Source organism: Eubacterium ventriosum, from assembly GCF_025150745.1.
Lineage (GTDB): Bacteria > Bacillota > Clostridia > Lachnospirales > Lachnospiraceae > Eubacterium_G > Eubacterium_G ventriosum.
Window position 1 is genome coordinate 810090 of sequence record NZ_CP102282.1, and the last position, 12933, is coordinate 823022.

Below are 12933 nucleotides of genomic sequence, written 5' to 3' on the forward strand. Positions count from 1 at the left end.
ACATTGAATGATATCAAATATGTTGAGAGATATATTGGATTTGGAATAAAGTGAAAAAATGGGATATGACATACCATAGTTTACATTTGAGATTGATTAAGAAGGAGAAAATGTATAGAAGAATTAAGAACAAGTCTCATATTTGATATTAAACTTAAGTAGTTTGTTTGCAAAAAAGTATTGTAAAAAAATATAATACACATTAGAATATTGTAAAAACGTATTATAGTAAGAGTTACAATAGGAGAAAAATTGAAGTATTAATTATATGGATGAAAAATTATATAAAGAGTTAAGAAATATAACCGATGAAGAAAAGGAAATTCTTCAGGGAAGGGACAATATTGACCGTAGGCTTTATATGGAGCAGCAGTCGGATATAATAAATGCAAACAAGCTTTTGGAGCAGGGAAAGATTATTACAATCAGACCACATACAAGGTTTATACATTTTCCAAAGCATACTCACGACTATATTGAAGTAATTTATATGTGTTCGGGCAGTACCACACATATTATTAACGATAATAAGGTGGTTTTGGAGAAAGGTGAACTGTTATTTTTAAGCATGAATGCAGTGCAGGAGATTCTTCCGGCAAAGGAGAATGATGTTGCGGTTAATTTTATAATACTTCCAGAATTTTTTAACAAGGCACTTAATATGATTGAAATGGAAGAAAGTCCACTGAAAGATTTTATTATAGAATCTTTGGTTGGAAAAAAAGGCAATATAGCTATCTTCATTTTAAAGTTGCAGATGTTTTGCCTGTGCAGAATCTTATTGAAAATTTAATATGGACCATAAAGAATGATTCCCTAAATAAGCGAAGCATAAATCAGATTACAATGGGACTTCTTTTTGTTCAGCTTTTAAACAATACAGACAGAGTTGAGGTGGGCAATAATAGCGACGATAGAAAGCTTTTGATTACAATTCTAAGATACATAGAAGAGAATTACAAAGATGGTGAACTGACTAATTTGGCAAAGAACCTTAATTATGATGTGTATTGGATTAGCAAGAAGATTAAGGAGCTGACGGGAAGTACTTATACGGATTTGGTTCAAAGAAAAAGATTAAATCAGGCAGTATATTACCTGACACAGACTAACATACCAATTGCAGATATTGGACTTGCAATAGGTTATGACAATTTAAGCTATTTTCATAGAATTTTTAAGGCAAGATTCGGAAAAACTCCAAAGCAGTACAGAGATAACTATAAGAAATAAATCAAAGAATTTAATAAAATTACCAATAAGGATACTTTTTAAAACAAAAATGTCCATATTTTTGTATACAGCATTTAATAAAATTTAGTAAGAAATATTATGTGTTAATAGATTACATAAAGGAGAAAAATATGATTAACAAAGATATTACAATAGATATAGAAGGAAATGAAGCAAAATTAACATTATACATTTTGGACAGTTCACCGGAATTATATTATGAAAAAAGACCAATTATTGTTGTTTGTCCCGGCGGAGGTTATTCAATGGTGTCTGACAGAGAGGCAGAGCCAATTGCAATGAAGCTTGCATCAATGGGTTATCACGTGGCAGTTTTAAGATACTCAGTAAGTCCTGTCAGATATCCTATAGCTTTATTACAACTTGGAAAGGTAGTAAGTTACCTGTATGAAAATGCCGAACAGTATAATATTATAAAAGAGAAAATTGCAGTTATGGGCTTTTCAGCAGGTGGTCATTTAGCAGCAAGTTATAGCATTAAGTGGAATGAAAACTGGGTGGCAGAAAAGCTTGGCGTTAGCAGTGAAGAGCTTAGACCGGACAGAATGATTTTATGTTATCCGGTAATTACGTCAGGGGAGTTTGCACATAATGGTTCATTTGAATGCCTTTTAGGAGACAAATATGATGAGCTGAAAGATGAATTGTCAATTGAGAAGAATATTAATAAAGACACGCCAGCTTGTTTTGTATGGCATACAAAGACAGACAATTGCGTACCATATGAAAATACATTAATGTTAATTGATAGCTTAAAGGAAAAGAATATTCCTGTTGAAAGTCATATATTTGATAAAGGGGACCACGGTTTATCATTGGCTAATAAGGTTTCAATGGACAAAAATAAATGGGGTATAGAAGAGTCAGTGCAGGTATGGACTGACTATTTGGAAAAATGGCTGGATGTATGGAGAAATGAATAAAATCGCAAAGAATATATGAAAGAAGCAAAGATAAATAAAACGTTAAAGATTAAATATAAAAATAAAATCATAAAATCTAAATGAAAATTAAATAAAGTCATAATACCTAAATGATTTTAAAAGAATTGCAAATAAGGACACTTTTTTAAACAAAAGGTGTCCTTATTTTTGTGCCTTAAATTTGATAAATTTTAAATTAGAGAGAATGACAATTAATATTGGCGAAGAATTTACGGAGAGAAAAATTAAAAAGTAAGAACAAAGTTTAGAAAGAGGGGTGCATATGAACTATTATCTTGCAATAGACATTGGAGCTTCCAGTGGAAGACATATTCTTGGCTCGTTGGAGAATGGTCAGTTGAATCTGGAGGAAATATATCGTTTTGAAAATGGAATGAAGAAGAAAGAAGGTCATCTTGTGTGGGATACTAAGTATCTTTTTCATGAAATACTTGAAGGAATTAAAAAGTGTAAGGAAATAAATAAGATTCCAAAAAGTATAGCCATTGACACATGGGCAGTTGACTATGTTTTGCTTGATGAAAACGATGAAGTAATAGGAGATGTTTACGGATACCGTGATTCCAGAACTAAGGGGATGGATGAAGAGGTTTATAAACATATAACACCTGAAAGATTATATAGATTTTCAGGTATACAGAAGCAGTCATTTAATACTATTTATCAGCTAATGGCAGACAAAATTCAAAGACCTAAAGAGTTGGAGAAGGCGAAAACATTCCTTATGCTACCGGATTATTTTCAGTTTTTATTAACAGGAAAGAAGAAATCCGAATATACCAATGCAACATCAACCCAATTGGTTAAGGTAAATACAAGAAAGTGGAACAGAAAGCTTATGGCAGACCTTGGAATACCAAAGGATATGTTTTTAAGACTTAGCAAAACAGGACAGTATACAGGAAAAATAAGACCGGCAATTAGAGAAATAGTAGGTTTTAATGCCAATGTGGTTATGTGTGCAAGTCACGATACGGCATCAGCAGTAATGTCAGTGCCTGAAATTAGTGGTAATGGAATTTACATAAGTTCAGGAACATGGTCATTAATGGGTGTTGAAAGCGAAAAGGTTATTAATACTGAAAAAAGTATGAATGAAAACTTTACCAATGAAGGTGGTTATGAATATCGATACAGATATTTGAAAAACATTATGGGACTGTGGATGATTCAGTCAGTAAGACACGAATTGGATGATAAGTATTCTTTTGCAGAACTTTGTGAAATGGCAGAAGAATGTAAAATATTTCCGTCAAGAGTGGACGTAAACAGTGATGAATTTCTTGCACCAGAATCTATGATTGATGCCATTAAGGAATATTGTAAGAAGACTAATCAGCAGATTCCTGAACAAATAGGTGAGATTGCAACAGTAATCTATCAGAGTCTTGCAGAAAGCTATGGACAGACAGTAAAAGAAATAGAGGAAAATACAGGCAGAACTTATGAGGCAATTTATATTGTAGGTGGAGGTTCCAATGCAGAATACTTAAACAAGTTAACGGCAAATGCAACAGGAAAGACTGTATATGCAGGACCTTTAGAAGCAACAGCCATAGGTAACATAATGGCGCAGGCAATAAGAGATGAGCAAATCGAAAATCTTACGGAAGCAAGAAAATGCGTAATGAACTCATTTGAAATCAAAAAATACCAACCGGACAATAATTAAAAGTAAATCATTACGAAAAATTAAATAATAGAAATGCTAAATAACAATTACACAAAATTAAATAATAAAAATGTCAAATAACAATTATACAAAACCGAATAACAAAAAAATTAAAAAGTACACTTATAAATTAAAGGAGAATATTATGGCAAACGAAAGATTTGAATCAGCAAAAATTGAATATGAAAATATTGGAGTGGATGTTGAAGCGGCAATAAACAGATTAATGAATGTACCTGTATCAATGCACTGCTGGCAGGGCGATGACGTAAAGGGATTTGACCAGGACGGACCTTTAACAGGAGGAATTCAGACAACAGGAAATTATCTGGGAAAGTCAAGAACACCGGAAGAACTAATGGCGGATATGGATAAGGCTATGTCTTTAATTCCGGGAAAAAAGAAAATTAATCTTCATGCAAGTTATGCAATTTTTGAAGAAGGCGAAGTAGTAGACAGAGATAAGATTGAGCCTAAGCATTTTAAAAAATGGGTTGATTTTGCAAAAGAGCATAATGTGGGAATTGACTTTAATCCAACATTTTTCTCACATCCAAAAGTTAAGGATGGATTAACACTTACAAGTCCTGATGAAGAAACAAGAAAGTTTTGGATTGAGCATGGAAAGGCGTGTATTAGAATTGCACAATATTTTGCAGAAGAAACAGGAATTCCATGTGTAATGAATATTTGGATTGGCGATGGCTTTAAGGATGTTCCGGCAGACAGAATGGGGCCAAGACAGAGATATAAAGATTCAATAGAGAAAATTTTAGAACAGCCTTATGACAAGTCCAAGGTTAAGATTTGTGTGGAATCAAAGGTATTTGGAATAGGAGTTGAATCATATACTGCAGGTTCAGCAGAATTTACTTTAAGTTTTGCCGCAAGTCATGAGGGATGCCTTCCATTAATGGATAACGGACATTATCACCCAACAGAATTGGTATCTGATAAGATTCCGGCATTATTGTGTTATTATCCTGAAATTGCCCTTCACATAACAAGAGGTGTCAGATGGGATAGCGATCATGTTTTACTTTTGGATGATGAAACAAAAGAGATTGCAAAAGAAATCGTAAGATGCAATGCTCTGGATAGAGTTTATATGGCTTTGGATTATTTTGATGCAAGCATTAACAGAATTTCAGCCTGGGTAGTTGGTATGCGTAGCTGGCAGAAGGCTTTGCTTAATGCAATGCTTATGCCTAATGAAGCGTTAAAGAAACTTCAGAATGAAAGCAGATTTACAGAACTTATGGCAATTCAGGAAGAATTAAAGACAATGCCATTTGGTGATATTTGGAAAGAATATTGTAGGAGATGTGGTGTTGATGAAGATATTACATGGTTTACAAAGGTAACTGAATACGAAAATCAGGTGCTTTCAAAGAGAAACTAATTATGATTGCGTGAGTGCAAAGCAGGTCACAATTCTTGCACTCAAAAAAATAATATTAGAAAAAGGAGAATAACAATGAATTTTTATGATATAGAATTTGTAAAAGGATTTATACGTATGTGTGATGACGGATGGCAGCAGGGATGGCATGAAAGAAATGGTGGAAATCTTTCATATAGATTATCAGAAAAGGATGTAGAGGAAGCTAAGGAGTATTTTAAGGAAGATGATAAGTGGCAGAGCATAGGTGCCAGCGTTCCGGATCTTGCAAATGAATATTTTATGGTAACAGGAAGTGGCAAGTTTTTTAGAAATGTAATTTTAAAACCTGAAGACAGCACATGCATAATTAAAGTTGATGAAACAGGTGAAAAATACAAGATTGTATGGGGGCTTGTTAATGGTGGCAGACCAACAAGTGAGCTTCCAAGCCATTTAATGAATCATCAGGTAAAGAAGAAGGCAACTAATGGAGAATATAGAGTAATTTATCATTGCCATACAACAAATGTAATAGCGTTAACTTTCGTTTTGCCTTTAGATGATAAGGTGTTTACAAGAGAATTATGGGAAATGGCAACAGAGTGTCCTGTAGTATTTCCTGACGGAATCGGTGTTGTAGACTGGATGGTTCCAGGGGGACATGATATTGCAGTTGCAACAAGTGAATTAATGAAAAAATATGACGTGGCGGTTTGGGCTCATCATGGAATTTTCTGTTCAGGTCCTGACTTTGATATTACATTTGGACTTGCACACACAGTTGAAAAATCAGCGGAAATTCTTGTAAAGGTATTGTCAATAACACCTAACAAATTACAGACAATAAAGCCGGACCAGTTTAGAAGTCTTGCAAAAGATTTTAAGGTAACATTGCATGAAGAATTTTTATATGAAAAATAAAAAATTATATGAAAAATAAGTTTACATAGTGGAGACTAACATTAAAAGTTTTGAATTGAAATATAAAGGGGAATAACAATGAAAGTATATGTAGGAGAAGATTATAAAGGATTGAGCCGTAAGGCAGCCAACATTATTTCGGCACAGGTTATTTTAAAACCTGACAGTGTTCTTGGACTTGCTACAGGCTCCACACCTATAGGAACTTATGAACAGCTTGTAGAATGGTATAAAAAGGGTGACTTGGATTTTTCACAGGTAACAAGTGTTAACTTAGATGAATATAAAGGATTGTCAAGTGACAATAATCAGAGTTATCATTACTTTATGAAAAAGCATTTGTTTGATATGGTTAATATTAATCAGGAAAAAACATATGTTCCTAACGGACTAGAACCGGATTTAAAGAAAGCATGTGAAGAATATAATTCTATTATTAATGATCTTGGCGGAATAGATTTGCAGTTATTAGGACTGGGTCATAACGGACATATCGGTTTTAACGAGCCAGGGGAAGCATTTGAGAAGGAAACACACTGTGTTGATTTAACTCAAAGCACTATTGAAGCTTCCAATATGATTTCTAAAGATGTTCTTGTTATAAGTTGGGAAAATCATTATCAGAATGTATATGACCTGTTGAAAAATGGATTTAAAGTAATAAACTGCTCATGGCAACCGTTATATGTGGTTAGTGGAATCTTTGAACACGAAAGGTATCATTTTGAAGATATTTTAGATTGGAATGTATATGAGTGGAAACATTGGTGGCTGGAATCAGATGCAAGTTTAAATCCAATTCAAATACAACCAACAGAACAAGTTCTGGGAGCACAAATCTGTGCATGGGGATTAACTTACGAAAGGGAGATACAGAGAATTGTAGAAAATTTAGCAGCATTTTCCGAGCATAGTTGGTCAGTAAAAAGAATATGTAACAAATATGATTATCAGAATAAAGCTTATAAAATATTGGATAAAATCTATATGTTAATCTCGGAAGAATAATATTAATGATAAAATGTAAAATACAAATATTTGGCTTTTAAACTGTAATTATAAAGTTTTAGAATCTGTTGTAGATACATACAAATAAATAATTGATGATTTACATCTATAAAAAGTATTGTTATGAATTACTTTTTATAGATGTTTTTTTATAAAATCGTAAAAAAATACCTTAAACATATCTCTGTAAAAGTAACTGTTAGTTTGCAAAAATAGTAGCACGGGAAAACTAGCAGTTTAAATTGCAATTAAATGCCTCAGAATATCCGGAAAAATTTTTTCCAGAATTTTGAAAATTCATCAATTTTGATGTGTACATATTCATAAAAGTATAGTATAGTATTATTTGCAACAAACATACGTTCGAACATAAATGATCAGCTTGCCAGGGCACTACTCGCAGTGCTACGGAAAACTGGCATTTATCTGCAAGATTTATTTCCCTTATCAAGCAGGTATTTATTGTTTAATCAAGAATACTGAATAAAGAAAGTGAAACGAATATGGAAAGACTTATTGAGATTTCTTTTCGTTTCCATAAGTGTAACAAGCAGATACTTAAGTACTATGGAGGAACTACTAATCTCGTAATGAAGTGCGAGAGATGTAAGAGGATATTAGACCTTAAGAAATTTACACAGGATATGATTGTAAGCAACGCGAAAGATGGAATTTTCAAGATTTAACTATGTTAGAGGAGAAAAAATTGAAGAACAGATTTAAGATTGGAGACCACGTGTATATAGTTGAATGTGGGCTGTATGCAAAAGAAGTGGTAATCGTCGGTATAGCCGGGGGATTTTATCAGATTTGTTTTAATGATAGGCAAATTTGGTGAAAAAGGAATACTTAACTTGGGAAAATTGGTTCCAGGAGTAGGAGCGGTTATTAATGGTGGGCTTGATTATGCGGAAACAAAAGTAATTGGTAATAGAGCTTATAAAGCATTTTTTGAGGGAGATTTTGATTTTGATGATAAGAACAAGGATAAAGAAATAATTGAGATTGATGAGGATGATATTAAAGAAGCAGAGAGCTAGTATAGAATAATCCAGGCGTGATAGTCTGGATTATTTTATATTTGACGACTACAATTATTTCTATTACAATGATGTTGAAGGCATAATCTGTAAAATTATAACATTGTTTATATGTGTTTGGTTTTGTTTATGCAAGTGAGCAAGGGTAAACACCACAAAACAAAGAGTTAAATTTATTTTTTATGGTTTAATATCAAGTGGCTTAGTGTATCAGTGTACCTATAAGGCTGCTTTATTAGGCTATTTTTATGCCTTCTAATAATTATTTATATTAGGAGGATTTTTATGAGCGAATTATCATTTGGAGAAGCAGAAAATTGGGTTGATTTTGTAGAAAGACAGATAGGCTATAAATTTGTAAATAGAGATTTATTAGTTCAAGCTTTTGTCAGAAAGTCATATTCTATGGAAAATGGTGGAGAAAACAACGAAGTATTAGAATTTATTGGTGATAAAGCATTAGACTTATCTGTTGTAAAAACACTAACAGACAAATACGGGCACATGATTTCTGATGAACCTGATTATGAGGATGAAGATGATGAATTTTACTGTGAATATTCAGAGGGAAAACTTACGCATCTCAAATCGTTGTTAGTACGAAAAGAATATTTATCTGCAAGAATCGATGAGTTGAAGTTGGCACCATTTTTAATAATGAGCAAAGGTGACCTAAAAAATAATATCGATAAAAATACATCAGTAAAAGAAGATTTGTTTGAGGCTATTATAGGAGCTGTAACTTTAGATACTCTATGGGATTTTGATAAAATCCAAGATGTAGTAGGAGTAATGCTTCGTCCGGAATTGATTTTAGATGCAGATGTTACAGACGATAACTATATCAAGTTAATACAGGACTGGGAATCAAAACACTATAATGATCTTCCGAAGTTTTTATATAAAGAAAGAGGTAGGAATGAGAGTATTCGTGTTGGAAAACAATCACTTTATTGGAGATATGGGAGTTCAACACCGGAGAGCGTGTATTATAAGGAAACTTGTTACACATATCCATATGGCAATGAGCATTTGAGATATGAGTGTAAAATGAAACTTTCAGATGATCTGCCGGAGTTCGGTGCATATGGAGAATCAAAGAGTGATGCAAGAAGAAAAGTTTGCGAATGTGCATATAAATTTTTAGAGGAAGAAGATCTTCTATGGACAATAAAAGATGAGATTGAGAATCCTAACAAAGCAGAATCTATTAGTCAGTTAGAGATACTTGCCAGAAGAGGTTATTTCTCAATGCCTGAATATGAATATATAGAGCAATATGATGAAAACGGAAATCCGATTTGGAATGTGGAATGTCATATAGAAGAAGAAAAGTATTACTTCGACGCTGAAGCATCTTCGAAAAAAGTAGCAAAAAAACAAGCAGCATATGATATGTTGATGTATGTGCTTGGTGAAGAGTAATATTTGTAAAATGATTTATAAGTAAGTACTTAAAGATAAAGGATGAAAAAGAAAGAAATTGATAGAAGAGAACATTTACATAAACCCACAGAAGACTTAACAGAATTATATAAAGAATTATGCGTTATTTTTTTTGAATACTATAATGCATTTTCGGAAGAAGTTGAATGAATATTAAGAAACAATATTCTAAATGTAGTACTATTTTGAGAAATGTATAAAAAAGGAGAACATTTATGAGCATAACATTTGAAATAGTCAAATTTAAAAAGCCAACAAAAGATGATTTGTCTAATTTACATATGTTTAATCCTTATGGTTCTATTCCAATATTAGATGATGATGGCGATAGCACGGGATGGAATATTTATATGTTCAGGGCTAATGATAAGGATATACAGAATATTATAAATAGCAGTTATGCAGTCAAAATGGAACTCCCAGAATGCATTACAGATTATGATAGTTTTTTTGAAGATTTGGGATTCCCTAAAGAGGCAGTAAGTAATGGAGATGTTCGCATTATAAAATCCAACTCCAGATATATTACTATTTCTTATGGCGACAAATCAAAGGAGATAGAAAAAGGCAGACTTGAAAAATATAAGGTGATGGTTCAAACAAAATGTGTTGTTTTGAAGATTAAGGCTTTATGGAACAGCAGTGAAAATAATTTATATGGTATAGATAAAAAGAAAGCTATAAAGTGTATACCAGATATTGAAAATTATGAATATGTTTCAGTTAATAATAGTATGCTGGCAAAAGCAGAAATTCCCTTCTTGATATTTGAAAGAAACCGGGGAAAATGTTTTATAGAGATGTATTGATAGAATCTAGAGAAAGGAACATTTTTATGAGCAAAGAATTACAGATAAGAAATAGCACTGTTGATTTCTTGGTTTTCACACGAGATGCAAGAGAAGACGGAATAGAAGTCAGGGTTCAGAATGGTGATGTATGGCTTACGCAGAAAGCAATTTCGCAGCTTTTTGATGTAGATAGAAGTGTGGTTACAAAGCATCTGAGTAATATTTTTAAAGAGGGCGAATTAGATGAAAATTCAACTTGTGCAAATTTTGCACAAGTCGCTGATAATGGAAAAACATACAACTACAAATTTTATTCACTAGCTGCAATTATTGCTGTGGGCTATCGCATTAATTCAGAGCGGGCAATGCAGTTTAGAACATGGGCAACAAAGGTATTGGATACATTTACAAAGCAGGGTTATGTTCTTGATAAAAGCAGATTGATTAATGGACAGATTTTCGACGAAGATTATTTTGAGCATCTTATTGCTGAGATTCAGGAAATCAGAGCAAGTGAGAGAAGATTTTACCAGAAAATTACAGACATATATGCAACAGCAGTTGATTATGATAAGAATTCACAGGTGACAAGAGAGTTTTATGCAACAGTACAGAATAAGATGCATTATGCAGTTCATGGTAATACAGCGGCAGAAGTGATTGTTGCAAGAGCCAATCATAACAAGAAACATATGGGACTTAAATCATGGAAAAATGCGCCTGATGGTAAAATTGTAAAAACAGATGTGTCAATTGCAAAAAACTATTTAGAAAAAGAAGAACTTGCAGAATTAAATGAGATTGTGACAATGTATCTTGATTATGCAACAAGACAAGCACGAAGACATATTCCTATGACTATGGAAGATTGGAAAACAAAGCTTGATGCATTTCTTAGATTTAATGATGCAGAAGTACTTCAGGATAAAGGAAAAGTTACTGCGGCTATTGCGAAAGAATTTGCAGAAAGCGAATTTGAAAAATACAGAGTTATACAGGATTCACTATATGAAAGTGACTTTGATAAATTGATGAATGATATGGAAAAGAATGATGCTATCCATTAGTACCTCAAAATTTCTAGTTGCAGAAACATCGTCCGGAGATTATAGTTTTCATAGGTGGACTTGCAAACTATCAGATTGTTATTCTCTGAATAGTAGACAAACCTGCAAGCCACCGGAACTACATACAATAATGACAATATAGCAGTGGTACTGGATTGGTACTAAAAATGTGTGGAACGAAGAATAATGAGTGGAAAAGATGCAAATATCAATACAAAACAGTATAGATAACTATATTGAAATAACCTAAATCAAACTAGATTCTGCGAGTTTGAATAAGGGATTAAAATGCCGAAAGCCTGTATTTATGCGGGTTTCCGGCATTTGTTTTATCAAATGGCTCTAGTTTGGCTCTATTTGTGGGGAGGGTAATGAGCTAGAATATACAGAAGGAGAACGGCGTTATGTCAATCTTGTCAACAAGAGAATGGGCAACATTAATATGGGGATGTATTTTCATGTTATATGTATTATGCCATAGGGAAATAAGAAAAAGTTTGTGGAATGTCATAGTAATATTTTTTGACAAGAAGTTAAGGATATTATGGGAAATAATATTGCTATATGTTCTAACGATTACAATGGTATTCTGTTATTTGCCTATTTGGGAGAATATATATATCAAAGATATTATTATATGGTTTCTTTTTTCTGGATTAATATATTGTATGAATGCGGTTTCGAGTGAAGCTGATGAAACATACATTAAAAAAATCCTTAAAGATAATTTGAAATTTACCATGATTTTAGAATTTTTTATGAGCACATTTACATTTAATATATGGATTGAACTTGCGATTATTCCAGTTATTACAATAATTACTGTTATGAATGTAATTGCAGAAAGAAAAGAAGAATATAAAAGTGTTCATAAATTATTGGATAGTATATTGGCAATCGCTGGATTTTGGATTTTTTATGAGACAATAAAGATTGGGATAAATGAATACAAGCAATTAAATATAATAAATACATTGGTAAGTTTTATGATACCGATTGTTTATTTAATATTGATAATTCCACTAGAATATCTATTGGAATTATATTCAAAATATGAAGTGTTATTTCTAAGAATGACTTTTAAAGAAGAAAAAGATAAAAGAATTAGATTGCATCATAGGATAGCTATACTTCGTGTGTGCAATTTTTCAGTTCGCAAGATATTATTATTTCAAACGGAATATATGATACAAATGTATGCTTTAATGAAAGAAGATGAATTTAATCAATTGATGCAAAAATTTAGAAGTGCGTGTAAGAGAATGACATCGTAAGTTTGGCATAAATAGAGTGAGTTTAATGTGTTTATTATAAAATTATTGACATAAGAAGGAATATAGATTAATCTTATAAAAAAGTTGAAGGAGAACATACACATGAATCAGAACTTATATTCAAGATGTTAT

The 12933-nt window shown here is 32.3% G+C and carries 13 protein-coding genes and 1 pseudogene; all 14 read left to right on the forward strand.

What is annotated here, in order from left to right:
* Positions 1-268 precede the first annotated feature (268 nt).
* Positions 269-793: an AraC family ligand binding domain-containing protein gene (locus NQ558_RS13185; protein WP_005363447.1), complete on the forward strand. Its 525-nt coding sequence runs from the start codon at positions 269-271 to the stop codon at positions 791-793.
* The gene (locus tag NQ558_RS13190) at positions 769-1233 is read left to right on the forward strand and encodes a helix-turn-helix domain-containing protein (RefSeq protein ID WP_341271136.1); all 465 of its coding nucleotides are present in this window, start codon (positions 769-771) and stop codon (positions 1231-1233) included. Before NQ558_RS13185 ends, NQ558_RS13190 begins: the two co-directional genes overlap by 25 nt.
* 131 nt (positions 1234-1364) lie before the next feature.
* Positions 1365-2177 (forward strand): alpha/beta hydrolase, encoded by an 813-nt coding sequence (locus NQ558_RS03710; RefSeq protein WP_005363443.1) that lies wholly within the window; start codon positions 1365-1367, stop codon positions 2175-2177.
* Positions 2178-2460: 283 nt separating this feature from the next.
* A complete protein-coding gene (gene rhaB / locus NQ558_RS03715) occupies positions 2461-3870 on the forward strand; it encodes a rhamnulokinase (RefSeq protein WP_005363441.1) in 1410 nt (469 codons plus the stop codon).
* 145 nt (positions 3871-4015) lie between these two features.
* The gene (locus NQ558_RS03720; RefSeq protein ID WP_005363433.1) at positions 4016-5272 is read left to right on the forward strand and encodes an L-rhamnose isomerase; all 1257 of its coding nucleotides are present in this window, start codon (positions 4016-4018) and stop codon (positions 5270-5272) included.
* 75 nt (positions 5273-5347) lie between these two features.
* Positions 5348-6175 (forward strand): rhamnulose-1-phosphate aldolase, encoded by an 828-nt coding sequence (rhaD, locus tag NQ558_RS03725; RefSeq protein ID WP_005363429.1) that lies wholly within the window; start codon positions 5348-5350, stop codon positions 6173-6175.
* Positions 6176-6253: 78 nt separating this feature from the next.
* Positions 6254-6748, forward strand: a pseudogene (locus NQ558_RS03730) (glucosamine-6-phosphate deaminase); the annotation flags it as partial.
* Between the two features lie 938 nt (positions 6749-7686).
* Entirely contained in the window at positions 7687-7869 is a 183-nt protein-coding gene (locus tag NQ558_RS03740) for a hypothetical protein (protein ID WP_005363425.1), read from the forward strand.
* A gap of 20 nt (positions 7870-7889) precedes the next feature.
* Positions 7890-8021: a hypothetical protein gene (locus NQ558_RS03745; protein ID WP_259907642.1), complete on the forward strand. Its 132-nt coding sequence runs from the start codon at positions 7890-7892 to the stop codon at positions 8019-8021.
* Positions 8002-8223 (forward strand): hypothetical protein, encoded by a 222-nt coding sequence (locus NQ558_RS03750; protein ID WP_005363422.1) that lies wholly within the window; start codon positions 8002-8004, stop codon positions 8221-8223. Before NQ558_RS03745 ends, NQ558_RS03750 begins: the two co-directional genes overlap by 20 nt.
* A gap of 285 nt (positions 8224-8508) precedes the next feature.
* Positions 8509-9648: a ribonuclease III domain-containing protein gene (locus NQ558_RS03755; RefSeq protein ID WP_005363421.1), complete on the forward strand. Its 1140-nt coding sequence runs from the start codon at positions 8509-8511 to the stop codon at positions 9646-9648.
* A gap of 236 nt (positions 9649-9884) precedes the next feature.
* On the forward strand, positions 9885-10478 hold the full coding sequence (locus tag NQ558_RS03760; RefSeq protein WP_005363419.1) for a hypothetical protein: 594 nt from the start codon (positions 9885-9887) through the stop codon (positions 10476-10478).
* 26 nt (positions 10479-10504) lie between these two features.
* Entirely contained in the window at positions 10505-11527 is a 1023-nt protein-coding gene (locus NQ558_RS03765) for a virulence RhuM family protein (protein ID WP_040447279.1), read from the forward strand.
* A 404-nt stretch (positions 11528-11931) separates the two neighbouring features.
* Positions 11932-12801, forward strand: a complete 870-nt coding sequence (locus NQ558_RS03770) for a hypothetical protein (RefSeq protein ID WP_005363417.1) — start codon at positions 11932-11934, stop codon at positions 12799-12801.
* The last annotated feature ends 132 nt before the right edge of the window (positions 12802-12933 follow it).